Here is a 25824-nt window from a genome sequence, read left to right as displayed (position 1 = left end):
AGCACCAACACAGACAATTTCAGCGGTGTACGCACGCGTAAAATCTCAATCATCTCCCAACCTATCGACTGATCGAAACAAACACAGCGGCAATAGAAAATAGCATTCAGTCAGTTGGTCCTGTACTTTCATGCGAACGCTGTGCGCCAAGCACGCATCAGAGATCAATGTGACCTCAAGTACGAACGTGAACATTAGAAGCTGCAAACGCGCCATATCTGACGATATAGCAAACGTAATCAGACAAATACACTCAAGTCTCCCGGTTGCGGTAAACCTTATGAACAAATCATGCATGCGGATGTAGCTACACAGAAGTCTGAATTTGAATGAAATTGTGGCGGAAATCACCAGTGAATCCCAGAAGTACCACGCCTTAATATTGCAACCAACTGACAGTCTGGCTTGATAGCATCAATATACTAATTAAATATTCACGCCCAACGAATCTGTTCGAATGAGTTCATTGCAAACTTCAGCACGTATGCCTCCTATCGCTATCACCGCCTTCACCGCTACCACTGCGGTAGGTCATGGGCAAGCCGCACTGAATGAAGCACTACGCACACGTCGTAGTGGGCTACGCCGCAATGATTTTGGCGTACATCCACTTAAGTGCTGGATCGGGGACGTGGGGGAGTTGGAAACCATGACCCTCCCTCAAGCATTGCATCCCTGGGAGTGCCGCAACAACCGGCTGGCTTGGCTGGCACTGCAGCAAGATAACTTTTCCGAAGCAGTTGCAAACGCACGAACACGGCATGGAAAAACACAGATGGCGGTGATCATGGGCACCTCAACATCCAGCATCGGCGCAAGTGAAGAGGCGTATACCCGACTGGAATACGATGCCGAGGGCGCACGCTTCCCAGACGATCTGCAAAGAGCCGTCATCCACTCTCCGCATTCACTAGGCAACTTTGTACAACACGCCACGGACCTGTGCGGTCCCTGCGTTACCGTAGCGACCGCCTGCTCCTCTAGCGCCAAAGTATTCGCACAAGCAGCACGCCTAATTACCTCAGGCGTAGTGAGCGCCGCCCTAGTTGGTGGTGTGGACACCCTATGTGGCAGTGTGCTGTTTGGCTTCAACGCACTTCAATTAGTTTCACCAGAACCATGCCGTCCGTTTGATGTACATCGGGCCGGTCTGTCACTCGGTGAAGCAGGAGGCTTTGCACTACTGGAAAGACTCGACCTAGCACCCGATGCGGATCTGTTGCTGTGTGGTTACGGCGAATCCAGCGATGCCCACCATATGTCCGCACCACACCCTGAAGGATTAGGAGCCCGCATGGCCATGCAAGAAGCACTGGCCAGAGCCAACGTAGATGCCAGTGAAGTTGGCTATCTGAATTTGCATGGCACCGCCAGTCCTGCCAACGACAGCATTGAAGCTGTGGCAATAGCCGCACTGTTCCCACCGACATTGCATGCCAGTTCGACCAAAGCCTGGACCGGCCACACCCTCGGTGCTTCTGGCATCGTTGAATCGACCATTGCACTCTTGGCTTTGCGAGGGAACATCCTGCCAGGCACCATGAATAGCGAACAGCTTGACCCAGTATGCGGACCGCAGATCCGTTGCGAAAACGCACACACACCAATCCTGTACGCGATGAATAACTCTTTCGGTTTCGGAGGTAATAATTGCGCGTTGTTATTCAAAAGAGCGGACGCATGAGCGTGCTAAGCGCCACTGTCGAAGGGATCGGCTTTTGGTACAACAGACTCCCCAGCTGGGCAGCCGCATGCCGCTTTGTTGCTGGTGCTGCACCGCAGTCGGCTTCAGCCTGCCCTACCCCGCAACTACTGGCCGCTAACGAGCGCCGACGTGCATCGAACACCGTTGCCGTATCCCTAGAAGTGGCACTGGCCGCCTGCATTGATGCTGAGTACGATCCGGCACAACTGCCATCCGTGTTCACCTCCACCTATGGCGACCAAGAAATCGCTGACTATATGTGCAAAACGCTGGCCAAGGAGCCGATTGCCGTATCGCCAACCAAGTTCCACAATTCCGTACATAACTCCGCTGCCGCGTATTGGACCATTGGTACACATGCCCTGACACCCACTACTGCACTCAGCGCCGGCCAAGCCAGCTTTGCCCAAGGCTTGCTGGAAGGACTCGTACAACTGGCAATGGGTACCAAAGCAGTGCTTGTGGTCGGCTACGATAGCTACGCGGTGGGACCTTTCAGTAGGGTATTGTGCAGTCATGGCCTATTAGCAGGTGCCTTGGTATTGAGTAACGCATCCCGTCCAGACCGGATACGATTACGAGCGCACTTAGGCAATGGCGATCCTCCTACGGAAACCGGACCACTGGCACGACATGCCGCAACTAACGCGATGGCCCCAATGTTACCGTTGTTCGATGCACTGGCCAGCATAGATACAAAAACGGCGCTGTACGCCGGCACAAATCAGCTGTTACATGTGGAATTACTGCGTTGAATAAGATAGTACTGACCGCAGATACCACTGCAATCATCATCCCAGCGCTGAATGAAGCACTCAGCATCCGCAAAGTCATCACCGACGCACTCGCGTATTGTCCACACGTGATCGTAGTCGATGATGGCTCAGACGATGGCACCGCTAACTGCATCTCCGATCTGCCGATCATCCTGATACGACACCCACAACGCCGTGGTAAAGGTGCAGCACTGCGCAGTGGCTTCGCCGCAGCCACCCAACTGGGCGTACAAGGAGTAATCACCATGGATGGCGACGGCCAACATAGTGCTGCCGACTTCCCCCGCCTACTAGCCGCAGCTAACTATCATCCTGGTTGTGTGATCATCGGTGCACGACTACGCAAGCGCTCCGAACAACCATGGATCCGACGCATAGGTAATCACTTCGGCGATTGGGGGATTAGCTGGGGTTGCGGCTGTCGCATTGTCGACACTCAAAGCGGGCAGCGCTTCTATCCAGCCTCTGTATTTACCCTGCCCGATGTATCCGGAGAAGACTTCGTATTCGAGGCACAATTGTTGATCTCAGCTGCACGCCAAGCTGGCGCACGTATGATTGCTGTGCCAATAGAAGCGCGTTACAGCACTCCCCATTCGCCGAATATCTTTCGCAAAAGTCATTTTCGAATGGTACGCGACTTTTGGAAAATCACCTCTCACGTTGCCATACAAATTTGGCGTTACGGTCATGTAATCCAAGAGTATCGGCGCACGCAAGCGCATCCGGTCGTTATCGATAATCCAGATGAAAGGATGCAGGCTGATCACGGATTACATATTCGTAATGCAGAAAGCTAACACACGTCAATCCGTGCTCAATAGCAGATGAAACCATGTGTGCATATTGACATTGGAAAGGTGCACACATCCTATAAAAACGCAGGGAAGTTCAACCATCCCCAATCCAGAACATACAAATATTGACCTCAGCATATTCAGACCTGTTCGAGCACACCCTTTTAGCACAGTGATTTCTATTGCTGATTTGTCTCCCTGATAAGCCTCACAACGTCCATCAATGAATATCTTTCTGGAAATTACATCGTTCTTTGTCAGAGTCAGACAAACGCTTTCTTGCGGTCGTATGCTAACGCCACACTCCACATACACAGCGGCACCACAAGCACAAACCAAGCACACATTGTTGGCTTTGCTCATCTTCATCAATACGTACAACCAGTAATTCAACGATCCAAACCGCTTGAGCAACCGTGATTTGCCACCTTCCAGCACAGCAGGGTGCTTGCTCAGGGGATAGAGAAAAGATACGGGCTGTGCACGCATCTTCCATAATGAAATGGTCCTTACTGTTCCACCTACCACAAGATTTTCTAATAGAAAGCGATGCTGGGTGCATCCGCTGCGAGTCGCTGGCACTGACTGTTGCACCGCAGCATAGTAAGTAATAACCACACAATGCCGTATCACTAGTTAACGCCGACGCAGCCACACACCCAGACACTGGAAGAAAGCATGACTCCAGATCGCAAGCCAGACCCCTAAACGTACCGGTAACCCGCGCTGCGGCGCTTCGAACTTACAGAAGTACCGCCATAGCCCACAATGTTTATGCCACTCGACGAAAAAAGGCCGCGAACGACTGGAAACACCACGCAGATGTACTACCTGCAATGTATTGACCACCGCGACAGTAGCACCAACCTGGCGCGCACGTCGGCACAAGTCCAAGTCCTCGGCATGCAATCGATACCCCACATCCCAGCCACCAAGACGCTCAAACAGCAAACGCGACATCAACATCAATGCACCGGACAATGCCGGTACCAGTTGCAGTGACTGAGTCGGATCAGCAGGGATTGCCAGTTGTGTCCCGCGTCGCGGATTGCGCAGCATCGCCGCAAAATCGGGATCACGTCGGCGTACTGCAGGATCCGGATACCCATGTTCATCGACCTGCTCCACGCCTAGCAACGCTGGGACATACACCTCAGCATATGCACGTAGCTGTGCCAAGATCTCCGGCTCAACCATCAGATCCGGATTGACAAAAACCAACCATGGGGCACTGACATCAGCAGCACCTTGGTTACAAGCGGCAGCAAACCCAGGATTATCGAGGTTGGCAACAAAACGTACACGTGGGTCGGCCAAAGCATGGCACTGCACAATATTCAAAGTCTCATCGTGCGAGCCATTATCGACCACACAAATCTCGGCTACATCCTTAGCAGCGCGCAAGCGCGCCAAACAAACATCAATGGTGCTGCCACTCTGGAAGGTGACCACTACCGCAGCCATGAAATGTTTCTCCATCAGCGCATTATCCTCGCCCGAATGGCCTGCTGAGTCATCCATGCATAACCTTCAATTAAAAATGGTTGCCGACATTTGCGACGTTAGATCACGCATGGTCATTCTGAAATAGGTTCCGCAATTTAAAAGCAATCACACCAATGATAAACAACCGAAATATCCTATAACCCGCATCATATTATTGACGCATGAACTACCTACTGTTCCGAACCACAACATGAAGCCGATCAGGAGACGAACAGATCAAGGCACGTTTAATCACACCAAATAAACTTAACTGTAAAAGCACAGCATCAGCAACAACATCATCTGGCACATCAGTGATATTTATCGCTTGCTATCTCACCCTGCCAATACATCACCAACTACCGAACCTTCCAGAGCAAGCAGACAACAGATGTCATACGCCTCTCCTTTGATCACCATCAACTGCATCAATTGGCTGGGACCACTGCCACTCTGGAGGCAAAGAACACACAGTGGTTGAACACTGCCGATCCCAGCTCGCCCCTGACCTTGCAAGAGATGCTCTTTACCGGACTGCGAAGCTGCCATCTTTGCTTACTTCGTTCACGCGCGACACACAATATGTCGATACTTTTGAATGCAAACAGAAACTTTAATTAGACAAATCTAAAGGTGCTCGACACCATCTTATATGCCGCTGCGTCCTGCCACTCTCAGAAAATCCGATGACGGGTGGAACGCACATGTATTAAACGCCATGTATTACTTTCTCACAGCAAATGAACAGACAATCATATGGCTATCACCTTCTTTACTATCTCCTGAGCAAGTACAAGCAATCAATAAAGTACAGGAAAACCCCGAGTCGAGTGGCTAAGCGACTCAGGCCGTCGGTCTGATTGTGAATCGCTTAATAAGCCATATCAGAAAGAATGGATGTATTCAACAACACGCATCCAATAACACGGCGCTAAAACTGAGTGCTTGCAGTGGTACAATTTTTTCCTACTACTTCTTTAGAGAAAATCTGTATCGAAAACACGTTAGCGCTACGTAAAAAAACATCTATCTTCCAAATTGCTGCGCTTACTTAGAACATTCAGCACCAACAGCAACTGCAAAAATCACATAGGCTTTACAGCAAAAAGCACTTGATAACTGCACACCACCACTGTGATGCGTGCGCTATACTGCGCGCCGAATAGGATTCTTCCATTCGTCGTCTATGCAAGGGGCAAAGAACATATGGATATTGCTGAACTGTTAGCGTTTTCAGTCAAAAACAATGCTTCGGACCTGCACCTGTCAGCAGGCCTGCCACCAATGATCAGGGTGGACGGCGATGTACGCCGTATCAATATCCCCGCATTCGACCATAAGCAGGTGCAATCGCTAATTTACGACATCATGTCGGATAAGCAACGACGCGACTATGAGGAAGCCCTGGAGACGGATTTTTCGTTCGAAATCCCTTCACTCTCCCGCTTCCGTGTCAATGCATTCAACCAAGAGCGTGGTGCTGGTGCCGTGTTTCGCACCATTCCCAATAAGGTGATGACATTGGACGAACTCGGCTGTTTGCCGGTGTTCCGCAAACTCATTGAAGAACCGCAGGGGTTGATTCTGGTGACTGGGCCGACTGGCTCTGGAAAATCGACCACCCTCGCAGCCATGATCGACCATATCAACAAAAATGCTCACGGGCATATTCTCACGATAGAGGACCCGATTGAGTTCGTTCACACCTCACAGAAGTGCTTGATTAACCAACGTGAGGTACATCGCGATACTCACGACTTCAACAAAGCACTCAGCTCAGCACTGCGCGAAGATCCAGACATCATCTTGATTGGAGAATTGCGTGACCTAGAAACGATCCGTCTAGCACTGACTGCAGCCGAAACTGGCCACTTGGTATTTGGCACCCTGCACACCAATTCAGCAGCTAAAAGTATTAACCGCATCATCGACGTGTTTCCCGCTGCTGAAAAACCGATGGTCCGCTCTATGCTTTCCGAATCGCTCTGCGGGATCATCTCGCAAATGTTGTTGAAAAAAGTTGGTGGTGGACGTACCGCAGCCTGGGAAATTATGGTTGGCACCCCCGCAATCCGAAATTTGATCCGTGAGGATAAAGTCGCACAGATGTATTCATCCATCCAAACTGGCCAGCAATATGGCATGCAGACCCTTGACCAGCATTTACAGGATCTCATCAAACGCAACCTGATCACACGACAGCAAGCACGTGAATACGCCAAGGATAAAGCGAATTTTTGATTAAATACCGCACTATCACACATAAGATACAAACTAAGCAGTTCCCCCTTCAAAACGCCCTAGTGGCGCCCTAGTACAGTGGACATTGAAAGCTGGAGACACACCGCAACATGGAGCGCCTGCTCCTCTCCAGCTATCGGCATAGCAGCAAAGGAGCAACACCCGATGACTACCATCGATTTCACATCCTTACTTAAGCTGATGGCGCACCAAAAAGCGTCGGATTTATTTATTACCTGTGGAATGCCGCCTTCAATGAAGATTCACGGCAATATCACTCCAATCACACAAGTACCGCTGACTTCAGAGCAAAGCCGTGACATAGTCTTCAATATCATGAGTGAAGCGCAGCGCGAGGAATTCGAGAAGGTCCACGAATGCAACTTCGCAATTGACATCACCAGCATTGGTCGCTTCCGTGTCAACGCTTTCTATCAGCGTAACCAAATTGGTATGGTGTTACGCAGAATCGAGATGTCTATTCCCACCTTCGAAAAACTGAAGCTCCCGCAGGTCGCTAAGGAGCTCGTCATGGAGAAGCGCGGCATCATCATCATCGTTGGTGCTACGGGTAGTGGTAAATCGACCTCAATGGCATCAATGATCAACCACCGTAATCACAACTCAACAGGACATATCGTCACTATCGAAGATCCCATTGAGTTTATTCACAAGCACGAGAAATGCATCATCACCCAACGCGAAATAGGTACCGATACCGACAGTTGGGAAAATGCCTTGAAAAATACCCTACGCCAAGCCCCAGATGTGATTGTGATTGGTGAAGTGCGTACTCAAGAGACAATGGATCATGCCATCTCGTTCTCCGAAACCGGCCATCTGGTCATGTGTACCCTACATGCCAACAACGCCAATCAAGCAATAGACCGCATTATTAACTTCTTCCCGGAAGAGCGGCGCAGCCAATTACTGATGGATCTGTCGCTGAATCTAAAAGGCATCATCGCTCAACAATTGATCCCATCTGCGGATGGTAAAGAGCGCTGTTTAGCAGCGGAAGTTTTGCGCGACAGTCGATTAGTACAGGACTACATACGCGTAGGCGAGATCCATAAGCTCAAAGAAGTCATGCAAAACCACAATGATCTTGGAATGACGACATTCGATCAAAGTCTAGTCGAACTCTATCATAGCGGAGCCATTAACTATAAAGAGGCACTACGCCATGCTGATTCGCAGAACGAGGTACGCCTGCGTATTAAACTCTCCGATGGGAAAGACGCTAAAACTCTGAGTCAAGGATTCGATGGAATAGAAATTGCAGAAATGTCATAAATCTATTATGAGGTTATATAATCAATAGTGATGATTAATACCTTCATAATAACCACCCGCCGACGATGCAATTAGAGTGACACACCTAGATATCTATCCAGACCGCACGCTTCGCACATGCGATGCCGTTACACTTAAGCAAGATGCGTGAGTCATTGCTTGACAAAGTGACCCTAAACTCCTGCTCCACTGCTCCAGCGATGAATGGTGTCTTAATAAACGTTTTGATTTCAACCAAACTTCAATCTAATAAAGCAAGGTGCAGGCCACACACATTCCTTTATAAGGGCTGCGCTTTAAATTTAATTAGAGATTTACCCAGGAATAACACTACATATAAAAATAGAAAGTGTCAGATCTTAGTATGGCTCACTTCACTACTCACATATTTTTTAATTGCTTTTACGTTATGCACTGCATGATGAAGCAAATGCAACGGGAATACGGCAATCGCTGACCTTTGCATCAAAATAGAAATCCTGAGTTCAATGACATTCCAAGAAGCTCTATTCACGTCTAGCGCCTCGAACACGGACTGTGCCCTGCACTGGCACACTTACATTAGCTACTTCGCCCTCTTTCTCTGGAATCCAGTACAGCGAGCCAATCCTTTATGTCATTCAGCGGGCAACCACACCTACGGAGTGGTTGCCCGCATACGATAGAAAACCAAAAAACCCCTTGCTTTCACATCACTCATAGTTGCTCAACGCCAGCGACAATAAGGCCTTTGCTTGCTCACGTAGTGCAGGTGGCTCAACAATCTCTGCATCCGAACCATAATGCAACACGTCCATCAACAGCTCGCGCGAGATGCTGTACGGCACCTGCAATTCATAGCGACCATCGACAAGAAAACGCCCCCGCTGTTTAACATGCCAGTATTCGTCAGCGACCCAACGTGCCGCTTTGGAGCTAAACACGATTGTCGCCCAGCCTTTGGGTAACCCTGAGAAAATACCGTAACTACCCGATGACTGCTCCTCTAGATCGCTATCGGGTAGATCATGTGCCTGCACGTCAATAATCCGAGCACGATAGATCCTGTCTACAGCGAAACTGCGTACTCCCTGACGACCATGATCCCAAGCGTCGAGGTACCAATTACCGCGGTAGTGGGTCATGCATTGTGGCGAGACAACACGATTACTTGCTTCGTCAGTAGAACGCGCACGATAGTAAAAGCCAAGCTGCTTACGCTCAAGCACCGCAGAAGCAACGATACGGAAACTTACTTGGTTCAACTTACGATTTCGGTGTGAGATCACGCGTACACGCCCCACTTGCCAAGGTGGCATACCAGGCTGAGCAGCCAACAAATTTTCAATGTGCTGTTGCAGCGGTAACAGCATGGAAGATACAAGACCATCCATAGATGCAGATACCAACTGTTGTTGCATCGCCAGCAACGCGTACAACTCCTCCGAATTGAACCATACCCCCGGTAACTCAAACTGGTTACCCTCACTCAAGAGATAAAAAAACCCCGTCTCTCCATCCCCCTCAATCGGGGCCATTAGCACATTACGCATGAAGGCCACATCATGATAGATCGTCTCAGCAGAGCAACCCAATTCATCCTGAAAGCGCAACACGCCAATTGGACAAGACACCGACTTCAATAAACAGTGCATGACACCGATACGTTGATAAAGATCCATATAGAAATTATGTCCGAGTGGCCAAACGATGAACACATAACATCTTTCTCAAAAAACGTGCCGCTAGGAGTAGTATCGAAATGCTGATTCTCACTCCAAAAAGCTATTTTAAATAGCAATGATTTAACTGCTAATAATGAGCTTCACGTTAACGGCTACCGCTTCTATTCCTATCACCAAACGTTGTTATTTGAACCATACCAACCAAGAAAACACATCCCCCTGGACTGCAATGGGTCAACTCGGACTAGCGCTATTGTTATGGGCACAAACCAGGACCACTCCCACTCTTTTATCCCTTGGCAGCAAAAACACTACATCAACCCATCTAATGCAATGCGCTGCTCTCATGCTCTGTACAATACTGACGCTAAGAGCATCATGACCGATCTAATCAGCGCTGTATCTCCTGTCTATCAGAGCTCGCAGCGCATTGCCGCCAGTGCAGCATCATTAACTTTAGCCGGAAGCGCCAAGCAATTCTGGCTCCTTCACCATCCCCTTTTACTATCAAGCCTCATGCCGATGATGGGTACACTATCCTGTCTATAATTTCCCTAATCAGCTTGTATACATTTCAACGCACTTTCACGGCAGATTTGGTGGCTGACAACCACAGCCATGAGCATCAGGCACCGCTTACACTGGCAAGCTATTAAGAATTCAAGACAAGGGCAAAGCGCATAAAAATTAAACACACTACAGGCTCTAAATATTTTCTAAGCGTCGCTCCCCAAAGCTGAGTAAGAATCTTTTATTTAATGTAACAATGAGCGATGGCTGATACATCCGCTTTTATAACCAATATGTTTAATAAGTCCAATCGATCCAGGCCCAGAGAAGCATCTATGTCCCGCCCATCATTCTCCATACTTCCTTTATTGCTATGCACCTCCGCCACATCGGCTCAAACTAGCAATGCATCGCTGATCCCAAACAACCCAAGCGATCCTGCTGCGGTAGTAGTGCAATCACCATGGGCCGGCAGCAGCGGTGAATTGGGCTTTTCTTCCTCGCGTGGTAACAGTACCGCAGAAAACCTTAACGGGCGCCTGAAAGCACGCTACAACGAAGGAGACTGGATCCACTCATTAGACTTATTTGCTAATCGTTCCATTTCAAATTATACCGAGACCGCTGAAGACGGCAGCGTCCATCGTTACCGCCAAACGACCGTTGAGCGCTATACAGGTGCTGTTGGCACAGCATTACAGTTGGGCGAATTTCGCCAACTCACCGCCACAGGTCGGCACGAGCGTGACAGATTCGCGACCTACGACCGTTTGACAACCTTCGGCATCGGCTATGGAACACGCCTGATCAACGGAAACCGTTTCTCGCTGGACACACAAGTCGGACCAGGCATACGTCGCGCTCACAACGCCTATCTGGCACGGACAGAAATCGGACCAATTGGCCGTGGCTTACTCGACATGAAATACCACATCACCGATAACACCGATCTCATCAACAACCTGCTGATCGAAGTCGGCGCCTACAACAATTACATGCAAAACGACCTAGGCGTACAAGTCGCAATGAGCCAACGCTTCGCGTTCAAAGCAGCTTGGCAACTACGCCACAATAGCGAAGTCAATGAAAACGATAAAAAAACAAACACATTGACCACAGTGAACTTGGTCTACAGTTTCAAATAATCATCATCTTGCTGTGGGTGGTATCTACACAGCATGTTTAGTCTCAAAGGATCCTATGCAGTGGCGGCTAGCAACTCAGCCGCACCAGCATCCAACAAGCACTGTGCGACTGCCCTGCCGAGCATATCGCCCTCATCCTTTGCCGAACACAGCTCCGCACGCACGAGACGACCATCGGCAACACAACCCACCAAGCCCTGTAATCGCATACCACCAACTTCGTAGGATGCATAAGCCCCCACTGGCACATGGCAGCTACCATGAAGAGCACGATTCATCGTACGCTCAGCAATCACGCATTTGCGCGTTGGCAGATCGTCAAGACCAGCCAACAACGTACCGATCCGAGCATCCTCGGTCAGTGACTCCACCGCAATCGCCCCCTGACCTGGCGCAGGTAACCATTCTGGCGGTGCTAGCCGAGCCGTCATGCGTTGCTCCAATCCTAGCCGACGTAACCCCGCACAAGCCAGCACGATCGCATCGTAATCTCCGTTATCAAGCTTCGCCAAGCGCGTGTTAACGTTACCCCGCAAGTCAAACAACCGCAGGTCAGGCCGATAAAAGCGTAACTGGGCTTGTCGGCGCAGCGAAGAAGTCGCCACACGCGCCCCAATTGGGAGTGACTCTAGCGAAAGGTAGACATTAGAAATCAGCGCATCGGCCGGGTCATCACGACTCAAAACAGCCGCAAGCATAAATGGGGGCTCCAAATCCATAGGCACATCTTTCAGCGAATGCACCGCGCAATCAGCATCACCACGTAACATCGCCAGTTCCAGCTCCTTGAGAAACAGCCCTTTACCACCAATTGCAGCCAGGGAGCGATCCAGGATCTCATCGCCACGAGTGCTCATCGGCACCAACACCACATCTAAATCAGGGCACAGCATACGTAAACGCGCAGCGACATACTCGCTTTGCCACATAGCAAGTAAACTTTTGCGAGTAGCAATACGAAGTAAAGGCATCGTGGTATTACCAGCGACCTGTCAAAACAGCCGACAGACGCAACTGATCACACAGCAAAGGGACACAACGCCGACTCACGGCTAACGGTGTAACAACATTGCGAAGCACTGCCTGTACCTGTCCATCGCTACAACGACGCAACTCGGTCAGTTCGGCACGCGCAATCAAACAATTGCGATGTATACGTACAAACCTGTCACTAAACTCCTTTTCCAACGATTTCAACGATTCCTCAATCAAATCCTCCCCCTGCTCGTGACAGATCACAACGTACTTCTCATCTGCTTGTAGATAACGCACCTGATCCAAAGGAATCAATCGCAATCCGCCGCGGATACGCACGCACAAATGAGTACGTGGTGTCTCATCACACGAGGTCTGGGGTTCACGTAAACGTCCAGCCACGAAGGTTTGCACTCGTTTCAATGCCGCATGAAGCCGTTCCGCACGCACTGGCTTCATCAGGTAATCAATCGCCTCCACATCAAATGCCGACAATGCGTGATCACCATAAGCAGTGCAAAACACAACCGCTGGACAAGCAGGTAAATAACGTAAATAACGTGCTGTTTCCAAACCATCAATGCCAGGCATAGCAATGTCCATCAGGACCAAATCAGGATTCAGACGCTGACAATCATGTAATACCTGCTCGCCATTTTCAGCCTCAGCCACAACCTCTAAATGTTGCATTTGTGCTTGCAGCAACACACGCAGCCGCTCACGCGCAAGCGGCTCATCATCGGCAATCAATATACGCAGCAAACTGAAAACCTCCCAATCAACCCTATCATATCAACGGCAATACGATATCGCAGGAATAGTAACCTCCACTCCAAAACCCCGTCATTCGAGCATCAGGACCAAAGCGGTAACCAAGACGATGCGCAATGCTGGCCTGTGCATGCCCTGCTCCTGCAGCCAGCCGCTGTGGAGACGGTGCCGGATTCACAATACGGATATATAAACGCTGCGCTTCGCAACATATGCTTACCTCCACACAGCCACCGGAAGGTAACTGGGAAATGCCATGCAAAATGGCGTTTTCCAATAACGGTTGCAACACCAAACGCGGCAACGGTAACTGCCATGGCAGCGGCTCAAAACGTTTCCAACGTACCTGCAATCGGTCACCCAAACGTAATGATTCAATCGCAAGATAACGCTCGGCCAATTCGCACTCTTCACGCAAATTAGACTCGCGCTCCCCCGCATCAAGAGCAGCACGGAACAGATCGCACAAATCTAATACTGCCTGCTCCGCAATTTCCGGATCACGGCGCAGCAAGCAAGCAATCAGATTCATGCTATTAAAAAGAAAATGGGGGCGGATGCGTGCCTGTAAGGCATTCACCTCTGCACGGGCATGCGCCTGTAGTTGGGCAACCCAACGATCATTGACATAAAAATAGTGGAGCACCAAAACTGTGATCAGTAGTGTGATGGCGCTACATCCCAAGGTATAACGCCAAAATCCTACCTCAGGCGCGATAGGCCGCTGACCAAGGGAAACATACAACACATGCATAACACCAGTTCCCAACATGGTTACTGTACTGACCACCATCAACACCGCGAACTTACCCAACATCGGAGAAAGACGTAACAGTAACGGACGCAAGACACATAAGAGCACGCCAATCACCAACGCTAACCACATTGCCATACCGCTTGCTGACAGGAAACGAGAGACAGACCACACGCTGCCCCGATCAGGCACCAACATCGCAACCACAACAACAAGTTCAGCCAATCCTAGCAATACCACAATGCGTGGGACCCGGCACATCTCCGGCAACCAAGACGGACGCAACATCAATGATTGCGGCACAAAAGCAGCTCAGTTAAGAAGAAATCGCAAAACGGCGCTCTAACCAGTCTCCCAAGGCCTGGATCTCCTCTTGGCAAACCTGATGCGCCATCGTGTAGGTATACCATTCCACAGCGAAACCTAGCTTACGCAACACCTCAGCAGCACACTGACCATGTACCAGTGGCACCACTGGATCGGAATGTCCGTGGGCAATAAAAAACTGTTGCGCATTGCTGCCTGAAAGCAACCCTGTAGTGGTAGTGACAACGTTAGGATCCGGTAGATACGTAGACAATGCAATCAAGCCTGCTAAGTAGGCCTTACAACGCAAACCGATACTGAGCACCACCGCTCCTCCCTGCGAAAATCCGGCAAGAAACAAGCGTTCAGACGCAATGCCACGCTGCTGCTCGCGCATCATCAATGCCTGGACCTGCGCAACTGCAGCTTCAATCCCAGTCTGGTCGGCACGTTGATTGAAATCAAAACTGACAAGATCGTACCAAGCACGCATCGGTACACCGTTATTAATCGTGATCGGCCTCACCGGAGCATGCGGAAACACAAAACGCAAAGCTGGCCAGTGTGGACGCACCAACTCTGGAATGATGGGCATGAAATCATGACCATCCGCCCCCAAACCATGTAACCACAACACACTCCACTGCGGCATAGGGGCAGTCTCGTGCTCTATCGTTTCCAGCATATATATCCAAACAGGAGGGATTCAAAAATTAGGGTTGCCTAGCGCGGCGAAGTTCGGCGACACGTATCAATACCTTCGATGGTGCTGTTTCCTCTGGAATCAAAAAAATCCCCCAACGACGCAGCACAGCACCCACAAGACGGTGTGAGGTCAATGCCACGACCGGCACTGAGAACGCCATCCCCAACACCACTGGAGACATCCACATTGCTAGCGGCGGAGAAACGGTATACGCCAATGCACCGATCAACACACCCAATACGCTCAAACCTCCGTAGCTACGCAGCAATACACTCCAAGAGAGCTTGCCATCATCACGCTGCTGTGCATCCCAGCCAGAATCTTTACCAGCCAGCACTTCAAACACGCCACGCGACTGCAAATACATCACAATAGGAGCCATCAACGCCGCTAGAATGCTCTCCAGCAAAATACTCAGCAATACACGCAATGCTCCACCGCAAGCACGACGTTCATACGGTTTAAACAATAAGGCAAAGTAAGCAAGCAGCTTTGGTGCCAAAAGAACAAACATAGTGAAGGTAAAAATCCACAATACATCGCCATCTGTACGTCCATGCCAATAGTGTGCTGGTGAAAAATGCATGCCTGCGGTCAAATCAATACCATCTCCAACCAGAGGGATAGCGATGCCAACCAACATCAGCAGCCCCCACATTGGTGCAGTGAAGTAATGACCAATACCGATCAACATATGCATACGACTGATCCAATGCAGACCAGCAGCGGTAACAATTTTTGCGTGCTGCAAGTTACCTTGGCACCAACGACGATCACGAATGAGTAAATCCGTCAGTGTCGGCGGCCCTTCCTCATAGCTACCCTGCAAGTACGGCACCATATGCGTCGCCCAGCCACCACGTCGTATGAGAGCAGCCTCAACAAAATCGTGGCTAAGCACGTGACCGCCAAAGGGCTTCCGTCCAGGCAATGCAGGCAACCCAGCATGATCTGCAAAAGCCTTCGTACGAATCACCGCATTATGGCCCCAATAATTGCTCTCTGCGCCATGCCACCAAGCGACACCGTAGGCAATGATCGGACCGTACACACAAGCACCGAATTGCTGCATCCGCGCAAATAGAGTGCGGCCACCCACTACAACCGGCAAGCTCTGAATCAAACCAACATCTGGATTGGACTCCATCGCAGCAACTAGGCGGACGACTGTATCCCCAGTCATCACACTGTCAGCATCCAAGATCAGCATCTGCTGGTAAGCACCACCAAAGCGGCGTACCCAATCGGCGATGTTACCTGCCTTGCGTCCAGTGTTATCTGCGCGGCGCCTATAGAAGATTCTGCCATGAGCACCAAGCCGCTCACACAGGGCAGCATACTCCCGCTCCTCCGCCAACCCGAATTCTTCACGGCGACTATCACTCAGCACGAAAAACTCGAAATGTTCCAACTGTCCCGTTTCGGACAACGATTCATAGATCGCCTGCAACCCCGCCAACAACCGACACGGATCCTCCTGGTAAGTAGGCACCAACAATGCGGTGTAAGTGTGCAAATCAGGCAACGGCATCTGCGGATCGATACCAAGCTTACGACCACCACCGAACACCATGCAGAAAAACCCAGCTAATGCACTAGCAAAGGACATGGTGACCCAAGCAAACAAGAACATGAACAGTACTAGCAAGCAACCTTCAAGCACATTGATCCCACCAGGCCACATCACGGCGAGCATCACCCAGGTTGCAATCAAACTCATCGACATCGTCCCACCGATCAGGTAGAAGCGACGTAAACCAATCCCCAACGGCGCAGTACGCTGACGTGGCACATGTAAACGCCCCTTACGTAACGACTGCTCAGGCATCGGTAACGGAGACTCTGGAGGCAACACCGCACAACCAGTATCCAAGACTTGAACGACTTCAGAAGCGCCTATCTGCATTTCCATCAACGCTTGCACTTACGACAAACATGAGACACATGGCGATCTACTTGCCGTGAAACCACGCACACCCACTGCATACTGCATGCCCACCACACCATGGCTATATTCCGATGCACATGCCCTCCTCGACCGCAAATAGTCTCCACGGACCCTGTACCATAGTATGCTCCTTATCCGGGATACCCCACAGAAAACTATCGTCGGCTGTAGATCCCAAACACAATAAAAAGCTATACCAAAAATAACAGCGACAACGCCTCTAAAGATTAAACCAACCATCGTATACATAGGACTCGTAATCAGCCCAGCAAACCATACATTCCATAACACACCAAAAACTGGAGCGAACATATCTCAAATGGGTGCAGTCCGACAACGACCACATAAGCAGACAAAACCTCAAATCGATCTTGTCTACAGTCGGGAAACGGCCCATTAACACGCATCGCATGCCGTATTGGTTATGGATTGACTCCTGTAAAACCGTCATCAATTAGACACTAAAGAATAATAGCTGCCGTCACACACTGAATTTTAAGATTGTATAGAGCAAGTGAAAACTAACTACAACTAAAAAAGCGACAATGACTCAATAACCCGCTTGACCCCCTACTATTTGAAATGCAGCCTGGATTACTGCTTCAGCCCAGATGTAGCAACGATTTGCTGCCAAAGAACAGCGCAACCGCTAATGACTCCCTCCGAATCTATCAACCATCGCATCACACAAACCAACACAATCACCTGAGCTGTCTGTTTATCGGAATACGCACGCAACAACACCGCCTATTCACTCCTCCTAGACAATCCGAATAAGACATTTATCACACACTTAAAATAACGGAACAAGTTAAGAATGATGTCCGTAATTTGGATGGATAAGAGATTAGATTGATCCTTCTGACTTCATCCACACAAGCCTTGGCAAGACAATCAACATACAAAACCGTACATCCTCATGCTAGAGATTAAAAACAAGGCTCACTCGCAGGACCAAACACTGCGCTGGATGGTGAACGAACGAAAAAAACTACCGTCCCCTTATGATGAGAGCGTCTACACATGAGCAGCAGCAAGAACAACGCTCATCATTCATAACGACAGCCTTAGCAACGGCAACGTATCAATCTGCTTCCTCATCACCAGCACACACGACAGTACGTGCAACACACCTATGTGCTCCATTCATAAACAAACGTTATGGTACCTGACCATTGAGTTATGTCAGTACTGTTAGGTATAGAGGTATAGCGCTGAAAATTGAAACAAATTGCAAAAGTTCAGTGCAAACTACATCACTAAAAAACGCATCTGGCGATCTCAACAAACAACTGCGCACTCCCCATAGCGATAAAAATAGACTGTAAAATCAATGGGATATGAAATTTTTCTAAGTGTGATTTGTGGAACAGGAAAAAGCGACGGTAGAATCCGACCAGTCACAAATCATTGATTACTCTGGAGAGCCACAATGAAGCAACAGGGCTGGCACCGGAATTTGCGTCTAATTGTAACTGGACTACTGGGCAGCTTAATGCCCTTCACTCTCAGTTCCACAGATCAAACTCCAGTCCTCAAGCCGCAGTCGTTACCGCTGATCACTAGCTCAGACGACACACAAGACAAGGTGGCACTGCTGACGCACCGTTTCGATATCAAAGCAATCGAATCGATGGCCGAGCAACTGACCTATGGCCAAAAAGTCCCGGGGTTGGCAATGGCAATTGTCCAAGGGGGGCACATCCTTAGCATGCGCGGCTATGGAGTTAACGATGTCAGCAACCCGCAGCCTGTGAATGCACACACCGTTTTTCGCCTTGCTTCACTTTCCAAAGCCTTTGCCAGCGCCATGACCGGTTTACTTGTCAACGATGGCATCCTCAGTTGGAACAGCAAGATTGTGGATTACGTCCCCGGCTTCCACCTAAGCAACCCAACCGCAACAAACAAATTGACTGTTGCCGATGTCCTCAGCCATCGCGTCGGCCTGAGCCGCAACGCCTATGACGGCGAAATCGAGTCGAATGCGGACTATTATTCACTGAATCGCAAACTCGCCTATGCACCACTCATCTGTTCCCCAGGTGAGTGTTACTCCTACCAAAACGTGGCCTTCAGCCTGATCGGCGACGTCGTGTTTGCTGCCTCCGGAGACTTTTATGAACAGGCGGTGGAACGCCGCATCTTTAAGCCATTGGGAATGAATGATGCCAGCCTTGGTCTAGCTGGCATTCGATCCAGTCAAAGTTGGGCACGACCACATACACGTACCAAAAAGGGATGGAGGCCCGTCGTCGTCAAACAAACGTATTACCACTTAGCACCAGCCGCCGGTGTCAACGCCAGTGCAAGCGATATGGCTCAATGGCTACTGGCACAAACAGGACATAAGCCGGAAGTGCTACCCGCACCATTGCTCGTGACATTACACACACCACTTGTCAGCACACCCAGTGAAGTCCGCCCAGGATGGCGCGAACAACGTTTATTGGCAGCAAGCTACGCATTGGGCTGGCGCCTCTTCAACTACAATGGACACACACTCGTATTCCATGCCGGCGCGGTACAAGGCTACCGCGGTTTAGTCGCACTGCTACCAGAACGCGATTTTGGGGTGGCCATCTTATGTAATGGTGAAACCGGCCTACCTTCCGGGCTGCTACTCACTATCCTGGACCGGGTACTCGGTCTACGGGGACAACACCGACTAGATCTTGAAACTGATAGCGACTTCAGCAGCGAAAACATGCTAGCTAAGAAATCAACAAACGAATCGAATTCCCAGAGCAGTTTAGAAAACAAACCGTCACCACCATCACCTTCAACGCAACTACATTAGTATTAGTGTCCCTTTCTTTTTTTGCCACATCCGTTCGAAAAACGTCGAAAATCATGATCTGGAACCTATCGAACCTTTTAGACCATATTTCAAATGATCTTGAATACATAAACTATATTTAAAGAGAAACTACACTCAAGCTGCCAACGCTAAACGGGCATCTTGCCCAGGCCTGACTTCCACATACGACACAATGACGCCATGTGCATCTAATACTGCACACATCTGCCTCTGTCGGGCTAAAAACTGCTCATAAAGCACACCTAGCCGCTCACAGTCACTACCATCTTGCTGGTAATACGCACACCAGCCGACAAAATCAAACAACGCCATCCGTACCTCACCACTGCGATAACGCAACAGCGGCTGTGGTGGTGCGTCTAACCACTCCTCAGCTCGTGGGGATAGTAATGCGGCCTCCAACAGTGGCCACAGTACCCCAAGCCCCTGGTTGTCATACTGTATTGACATCATCGCAACCAAATCATGGACCGTCATATAACGCGCATGCTCAATCTGCGCACTGAACGCAGCCTGCGCCAACAACGCAGTATTCGCCTGAACCATTCCTTGCGTCAGCAATACCTCTTCCAGAACTTCAGCCACTGCAGCAACCTGCTCGGAGGCACCGCTAATCAAAAACGGCAACACACGCAACCGCCCAACATTTAAAGTCGAGTCGGCTGTAAAAGGCAATGGCACTTCTCCCTTTCCATTCTCCCCAAAAGCCAACACACGCGGGCCGTGATGAGATTGAGGGACATGTGCCTGCAACTCCTCAAGATACCGGTGCAGTGGCCACCCCGGACGCAATACCTCAGCCGGGTCAAAATGCACAGCAGCGAAACTCAGTTCTAGATCACGTACTTGCGGCACCCACTGCGCAAGATCACAGCCAACATGCTCAGCCAGCGCCCCCGCCTGATCGGGTGGCAACGCTGCGTGCTTAGGCACCGTATCCCCGGCCAATTCCAACACTAATACCCCCATGGAAGAAGCAACAGGTTCAGATTTTCTATCAGGCACAATTGGCCTACCAATGATTGGAAACTACACTGCGGGCATTATGCCTGTCCCCTGAATCTCGCAATACCCACAGAAGCACCTCTTGTTGCCATCATTGGTAACGTAGCCAGTAGAGCCTAAGCAAACGTAGACCATCCCAGAGACACCGCATTACACACACTCAGTACCCTAGTTGAACCCTTTAAACGACCTGTACAAACGTTAGGTAAGTAAGTCATCCATAGCATTGGAGTAAGTAAGCAACCGACGCATCACTCATCAAATCAAACCTCATGCCATCTACAATAAACTGCACAAGAGATTCGACCACCCATCAGTACGAGTACGTCCGGTGACCGATCGTGTCTCACGACAGGCTTTAGATTATCTAATGATATCGTTCCGCCAAATGGGCATGAGCTATACGTCGCGTTAACATCAACGATTATCAAACAACTAGTAAAATCTTAAATTCTTGGAAATTTAATTTTTACACAATGGACTCAAAGTCCATTAATTAAAATAACATTGATAATGATAGAGAATCGAAAAATTATTTTTGCGTAAAACAAGATTTTTATTTTCAATTGATATTCAAAGATATTCACCCATACCCATCTCTTCTCTTACCTACAAAAGAAGCGAGTCATGACAGCGCTGAGTAATGAAGTATTGCAACAACATGAAGAGAGACATAACACCAAACGGACATTCAACAGGCCACGATCAACTGAACGATTGCGAAGGTTCAGCCGCATACAACCGAGTCCGAGACATCCGAGTCCGAGACATCAAAGCCTATTAAACATTCTCCAGATACTCCGAGTCCAAGAGCACTGAAGGACACCTCGTATGCACAGCATCATACGACCCGCCCCTCTAGAACACCCATAAGAAATTAAGAACAAAGACTCCAATGCATCTCTAAGGATAGCCAGACTCAGTCATACCAATCACGTTATTGCACCACACTGGAAACGCAAGATGAAACATTGCAACCATCAAGAGATGTACCGCACCCACACTACGATCAAAACTTCTTCAAACCCCATCAAGTATTTTCTTAGTGTGTCCATCCATGACAACAAGCATTCCAACAACGATCTTATGCCCGCTTCACCTGCTTGATTGCATACCATAATCATCCGCCACAACACATCATCAACCATTTCTTAATTCTTGAATAAACTGAACATCCAGTCACATCCAAGAAATGAACCAACGGTCAAACCGCAGAAAGCAAGGATTTAACAGAGCTGTACGATTGACCCAGACGGACTGAGAAACGAGAATATCTCTGTATCGAGATATAGACATATTTATGGATTTGGAAGACTGGTCGTCACGCCTCAAAGTCTTCGCCGACGCAACCCGCGTCCGTCTGCTGACTCTCCTGGAACAAGAAGAGTTGACTGTCGCTGAATTATCAGCGATCACCCGACTCGCGCAACCGCGCGTCTCTACCCATTTGGCCAAACTTAAAGAAGCTGGGTTAGTCCGTGACCGCCGCGCGGGCGTATCGGCTTACTACCGCTTTGACGAATCCACGTTGGATCCAGCCCAGCGCGCCCTTTGGTGTGCCCTAAGCACAGGGAGCGACGATCCACTATTACGCCAAGACGCCGAAGGGGTCGCGGGCGTCTTGGCAATGCGCGCCGCTGACCAAAACTGGGCCGATTCAGTCGCAGGCGACATGGAACGTCACTATTCTCCAGGTCGCACCTGGGAAGCACTGGCACGTACCGCACTCCCGTTACTAGAAACTGGCGATGTACTCGACATTGCTTCCGGTGACGGCGTATTGGCCAAATTAATGGCACCTCACTCTCACCGTTACGTCTGTATCGACACCAGCGCACGGGTAGTTGCCACTACGAGTGAGCGGCTGCGTACACTCGATAACGTCGAAGTGCTGGAAGGCGATATGCATGCCCTGCCATTCCCTGACGCCAGCTTTGACCTGGTCGTACTGATGCATGCCCTCACCTACACGACACAACCGGCACAGGCAGTCGCTGAAGGTGCCCGCGTACTGCGTCGTGGCGGACGGCTGCTGCTTTGTTCCTTAGCAAGACACGAACATCATTCAGTGGTCAATGCCTATGGCCATGTCAATCTGGGCTTCAACGCCAAAGAACTCCGCAAATTCATCAAGAAAGCCGCACTGACAGTCTCCAGTTTAGAGACTGTCACCCGTGAAAAACGTCCACCACACTTCGAAGTGATCTCTCTGATCGCCTACCGTCCTTGAAAAATATCCCAACATTGGCCGTACGATGGCTGTCTTCCATAGCGATCTTCAAGGAACTCTAATGAAACGAGCTATTCAAACTGCTGGTATGTGTTTAGGGAGTATCTTGCTCGCATCGTGTAGTCAACCTGTGCATTCGAATGAGTACTACAAACAGTAGGAGAACGAGCAGAAAGCCATACTCGAAAAATGTAAGGCTGATCCTGACCTTGTGATGCGTGACGAGAATTACCGTAGTGCCGCCAGTGCGCAAGTTCAGTCGGGCAGCTACACGCCCAGGAAGAGGATTCCTGTAAAACCAGTGCTTGCATTGGCGCTATTGCGCTTTGCCGTGCATGCGCATGCGCATGCGCAAACGCCTGTCGATAGCGCCGATATGTTGGACAACATGCTCTGATGTTTCCATCAGGTCACTAATACTTAGTCTGGCAAGATGCTCAGCTACGCGTCCTGGCTGTTTGGGAGCTTAGTACTGCTGAGTATGGTCTGGACCTACGGAATGATGGCTTCACGTAAGGATGACATTCAGAAGTTTCTTACCGAGACGATCCGGTTCTCTGCGGTAATGGGCTTCTTCTAGTGGATTCTGTCCAAGGGGCCATTCGTTGAATCAATGTCGACAATTGATGCAACAGCGATTGGGCAGACATCCTATTACCCCATGGGAGGGTAGAAATTTGTTTGAACATTTTATTTAAGGTATTGGATTACACATCGGTATGGTCCCCAGTCGACAGTGTGTGCGGCATCATCATTGTGATTGAGGTTCTTTCGGCGGTGGTCGGTGAACGCAAGACATTGCGATCGACTACTACAAAACGGTACTTAGACTTGTTACGCAGATTATAACGATGCCCCTGATTATCGGCATCAATAAGACGTTCGTTGACCAATATTAGCCGATTATAAGCACTGGAGTTGATTTAAAAAAGCTTGGTGTGATGCTTGTTGTCTCGCTCATCCTTCTATACCTCACGAACAAGATGCCGCCACTCATCGGCGGCATCGTAGGCGGTCGTAGCGCTACGGGAAAAAATCTTTCCATGATGGCTAAATAAGTTGTCGTATAAAACAACTTTCATTGTATTAAAGTATGGAAATTCCTCTTTAATAATTTCATCAATATCCATTATTCTTTGTCAGAGATTTTTTGAATGCTAATCAAAGGAATGAAATATATTCTGATTTCTATAGTTTTTTTGTATTTGTCGGATGTGGTACTTTCGGTCACATAAAAGATCAGACTTCTAAAAAGTCAGATGCTAGTAGTATCTCCAGATCGTCTTTGGCCTCACGCCTCGACAAGATCATTTTAAGCAATAAAAGCAAGGTCGGCAGTCTGGTTGCGTTAACTGTACGCGATGGAAAAACAGGGGATGTTCTTTACGCCCCCGTAATACGGAGAGTCGAACATCTCCAGCCTCCAACGTTAAGCTCGTGACACTATATTCAGCCTTTTCGCTGCTGAGGAGCGATTATAAGTTCGAAACTAGTCTTATAGGATATTTTTCAGGTAAATTGTATCTGAAGGGAATCGGGGATCCGATCTTAAGCGCTGATAACTACGACAAGATCGCAAACAATCTTGCAGCACTAGGGATTAGAAAAATAGATGGCAACCTCGTTCTGGACGATACTTCGTTCGATTCAATCGCATTAGGTCCTGGGTGGATGATTGATGATGAAGATAAATACTTTGAAGCACAAATATCAGCGCTGACTTTGTTCTCCAAACTCAGATTTCAATACCGTGACTGTCATTATTGATGTCAGCGCTACAAGAACAGGAAACAGCAAACCGGGTAATAATGTAGTGAAAGTGATCAACAGTGTGGTCAATGGTAATGCCAGCGCAGTCATAGTTACCAGAGCACGTGGAAGTAATGACATTTTGTATCTGGATACAGTAAAGGCTGGAGATTCGATACGAAAATTGTGTAACGTATCAATGCCTTCTTTTTAATTGTCTCTGATACTTTCCAGACCATGTTGAGACGCTATGGAATCAAAGTTGCGGGCCATACAGTAGTGGGTGGCCACACCAATACAGGCATTGCTGCACCTCTTGAAAGTTTGGTTATCCCTTTAATGAAACTTTCGAACAACACGATGGCAGAAATATTTCTTAAATCGATAGGGGAAAAGTCACTGAATCAGGGGAGTGCATCAGCTGGTATACAGGCTACTTTGGGTGTGCTTGCTATGGATGGCATCAATTCCGAATCCTTAGTTCAGGTCGATGGTTCTGGCTTGTCAAGGTACAATCTTATTACCTCTTGGATATTGACAGATATCCTACTAGCGACGCGTAAAAAGCCATGGTTTGCAGCATTTTATGCTTCGTTACCTGTAGCGGGTCAGCCTGATCGCCTCATCGGAGGTCCGTTGCGAAATCGGATGCGTGGTACAGCTGCCGAGGGTAAGGTTATTGCCAAGACCGGTTCTTTCACGGAGGTTTCATCGCTGAGCGGCTATGTGACAGCAGCAGATGAATATCCATTTGTTTTCAGCATTTTGCTCAATAATCTGATTATATCTCCGCAGATCAAATAGAAGATACTATCGCTGAGACCCTTGCATCGTGCCGGTGTGGATTTTAAGAAAATCAATCATGCCAACCACGGTTCACGCGAGCTATTAGACTTTTCCGTGTCACCGAAGGACCGACGTGTGACTGACCAAAGCTAAT

At 49.2% G+C, this 25824-nt stretch carries 22 protein-coding genes; 12 read left to right on the top strand and 10 right to left on the bottom strand.

The window, feature by feature from the left end; all coding sequences use genetic code 11:
• Positions 1-457: 457 nt before the first annotated feature.
• The 3 genes from F7G16_RS06490 to F7G16_RS06480 are packed head-to-tail and all read left to right on the top strand — an operon-like array spanning position 458 to position 3281.
• The gene (locus F7G16_RS06490) at positions 458-1684 is read left to right on the top strand and encodes a beta-ketoacyl-[acyl-carrier-protein] synthase family protein (protein ID WP_004087295.1); all 1227 of its coding nucleotides are present in this window, start codon (positions 458-460) and stop codon (positions 1682-1684) included.
• Positions 1681-2460 (top strand): beta-ketoacyl synthase chain length factor, encoded by a 780-nt coding sequence (locus tag F7G16_RS06485; RefSeq protein ID WP_004087296.1) that lies wholly within the window; start codon positions 1681-1683, stop codon positions 2458-2460. The genes F7G16_RS06490 and F7G16_RS06485 overlap by 4 nt, the downstream gene beginning before the upstream one ends.
• Positions 2457-3281: a glycosyltransferase family 2 protein gene (locus tag F7G16_RS06480; RefSeq protein WP_011097969.1), complete on the top strand. Its 825-nt coding sequence runs from the start codon at positions 2457-2459 to the stop codon at positions 3279-3281. The genes F7G16_RS06485 and F7G16_RS06480 overlap by 4 nt, the downstream gene beginning before the upstream one ends.
• Positions 3282-3914: 633 nt before the next feature.
• Here the strand turns inward: F7G16_RS06480 and F7G16_RS06475 are convergent.
• Entirely contained in the window at positions 3915-4742 is an 828-nt protein-coding gene (locus F7G16_RS06475) for a glycosyltransferase family 2 protein (protein ID WP_012382641.1), read from the bottom strand.
• Positions 4743-5099: 357 nt separating this feature from the next.
• Complete coding sequence (locus F7G16_RS06470) at positions 5100-5312, bottom strand: hypothetical protein (protein WP_004087301.1); 213 nt, start codon at positions 5310-5312, stop codon at positions 5100-5102.
• A gap of 657 nt (positions 5313-5969) precedes the next feature.
• On the opposite strand from F7G16_RS06470, the gene F7G16_RS06465 reads away from it, so the two are divergent.
• Complete coding sequence (locus F7G16_RS06465; RefSeq protein ID WP_004084948.1) at positions 5970-7004, top strand: type IV pilus twitching motility protein PilT; 1035 nt, start codon at positions 5970-5972, stop codon at positions 7002-7004.
• 165 nt (positions 7005-7169) lie between these two features.
• On the top strand, positions 7170-8300 hold the full coding sequence (locus tag F7G16_RS06460; RefSeq protein ID WP_011097971.1) for a PilT/PilU family type 4a pilus ATPase: 1131 nt from the start codon (positions 7170-7172) through the stop codon (positions 8298-8300).
• A 692-nt stretch (positions 8301-8992) separates the two neighbouring features.
• On the opposite strand, the gene F7G16_RS06455 is transcribed toward F7G16_RS06460, so the two are convergent.
• Positions 8993-9961, bottom strand: a complete 969-nt coding sequence (locus tag F7G16_RS06455; protein ID WP_004087304.1) for a helix-turn-helix transcriptional regulator — start codon at positions 9959-9961, stop codon at positions 8993-8995.
• Between the two features lie 848 nt (positions 9962-10809).
• On the opposite strand from F7G16_RS06455, the gene F7G16_RS06450 reads away from it, so the two are divergent.
• Entirely contained in the window at positions 10810-11619 is an 810-nt protein-coding gene (locus F7G16_RS06450; RefSeq protein WP_004087308.1) for a DUF481 domain-containing protein, read from the top strand.
• A gap of 53 nt (positions 11620-11672) precedes the next feature.
• On the opposite strand, the gene hemC is transcribed toward F7G16_RS06450, so the two are convergent.
• The 5 genes from hemC to mdoH are packed head-to-tail and all read right to left on the bottom strand — an operon-like array spanning position 11673 to position 17043.
• Positions 11673-12590, bottom strand: a complete 918-nt coding sequence (gene hemC / locus F7G16_RS06445) for a hydroxymethylbilane synthase (protein ID WP_004087310.1) — start codon at positions 12588-12590, stop codon at positions 11673-11675.
• Between the two features lie 7 nt (positions 12591-12597).
• Positions 12598-13356 (bottom strand): LytR/AlgR family response regulator transcription factor, encoded by a 759-nt coding sequence (locus F7G16_RS06440; RefSeq protein ID WP_004087312.1) that lies wholly within the window; start codon positions 13354-13356, stop codon positions 12598-12600.
• Positions 13357-13381: 25 nt separating this feature from the next.
• Entirely contained in the window at positions 13382-14407 is a 1026-nt protein-coding gene (locus F7G16_RS06435) for a sensor histidine kinase (RefSeq protein ID WP_004087314.1), read from the bottom strand.
• Positions 14408-14435: 28 nt separating this feature from the next.
• Positions 14436-15110 (bottom strand): alpha/beta hydrolase, encoded by a 675-nt coding sequence (locus F7G16_RS06430; RefSeq protein ID WP_004087316.1) that lies wholly within the window; start codon positions 15108-15110, stop codon positions 14436-14438.
• A gap of 28 nt (positions 15111-15138) precedes the next feature.
• Complete coding sequence (gene mdoH, locus F7G16_RS06425; protein WP_004087318.1) at positions 15139-17043, bottom strand: glucans biosynthesis glucosyltransferase MdoH; 1905 nt, start codon at positions 17041-17043, stop codon at positions 15139-15141.
• A gap of 1468 nt (positions 17044-18511) precedes the next feature.
• Between mdoH and F7G16_RS06420 the strand changes: the two genes are divergently transcribed.
• A complete protein-coding gene (locus F7G16_RS06420) occupies positions 18512-19879 on the top strand; it encodes a serine hydrolase domain-containing protein (RefSeq protein ID WP_004087320.1) in 1368 nt (455 codons plus the stop codon).
• Positions 19880-20014: 135 nt separating this feature from the next.
• Here F7G16_RS06420 and F7G16_RS06415 read toward each other — a convergent pair whose 3' ends face one another.
• Positions 20015-20869: a hypothetical protein gene (locus F7G16_RS06415; protein WP_004087322.1), complete on the bottom strand. Its 855-nt coding sequence runs from the start codon at positions 20867-20869 to the stop codon at positions 20015-20017.
• A 1336-nt stretch (positions 20870-22205) separates the two neighbouring features.
• Here F7G16_RS06415 and F7G16_RS06410 point away from each other — a divergent pair.
• The 3 genes from F7G16_RS06410 to F7G16_RS06400 all read left to right on the top strand — a co-directional run bounded on the left by F7G16_RS06410 (position 22206) and on the right by F7G16_RS06400 (position 23715).
• Positions 22206-23135, top strand: a complete 930-nt coding sequence (locus tag F7G16_RS06410; protein WP_004087323.1) for an ArsR/SmtB family transcription factor — start codon at positions 22206-22208, stop codon at positions 23133-23135.
• A 214-nt stretch (positions 23136-23349) separates the two neighbouring features.
• On the top strand, positions 23350-23532 hold the full coding sequence (locus F7G16_RS11975) for a hypothetical protein (RefSeq protein ID WP_004087325.1): 183 nt from the start codon (positions 23350-23352) through the stop codon (positions 23530-23532).
• 36 nt (positions 23533-23568) lie between these two features.
• Positions 23569-23715 carry a hypothetical protein gene (locus F7G16_RS06400; protein WP_004084970.1) on the top strand — a complete coding sequence of 49 codons (147 nt, stop codon included), beginning with the start codon at positions 23569-23571 and terminating at the stop codon, positions 23713-23715.
• Between the two features lie 127 nt (positions 23716-23842).
• Here F7G16_RS06400 and F7G16_RS06395 read toward each other — a convergent pair whose 3' ends face one another.
• Positions 23843-24028, bottom strand: a complete 186-nt coding sequence (locus F7G16_RS06395) for a hypothetical protein (protein WP_038231627.1) — start codon at positions 24026-24028, stop codon at positions 23843-23845.
• A 544-nt stretch (positions 24029-24572) separates the two neighbouring features.
• Between F7G16_RS06395 and F7G16_RS12180 the strand changes: the two genes are divergently transcribed.
• Positions 24573-24902 (top strand): D-alanyl-D-alanine carboxypeptidase, encoded by a 330-nt coding sequence (locus F7G16_RS12180; protein ID WP_228446141.1) that lies wholly within the window; start codon positions 24573-24575, stop codon positions 24900-24902.
• A gap of 219 nt (positions 24903-25121) precedes the next feature.
• The gene (gene dacB / locus F7G16_RS06385; RefSeq protein ID WP_004087326.1) at positions 25122-25688 is read left to right on the top strand and encodes a D-alanyl-D-alanine carboxypeptidase/D-alanyl-D-alanine endopeptidase; all 567 of its coding nucleotides are present in this window, start codon (positions 25122-25124) and stop codon (positions 25686-25688) included.
• Positions 25689-25824 lie beyond the last annotated feature (136 nt).

It is taken from the genome of Xylella fastidiosa (assembly GCF_011801475.1).
GTDB lineage: Bacteria > Pseudomonadota > Gammaproteobacteria > Xanthomonadales > Xanthomonadaceae > Xylella > Xylella fastidiosa.
The sequence above is the reverse complement of the archived record's forward strand: the minus strand, read 5'-3'. Positions and strand labels throughout refer to the sequence as shown.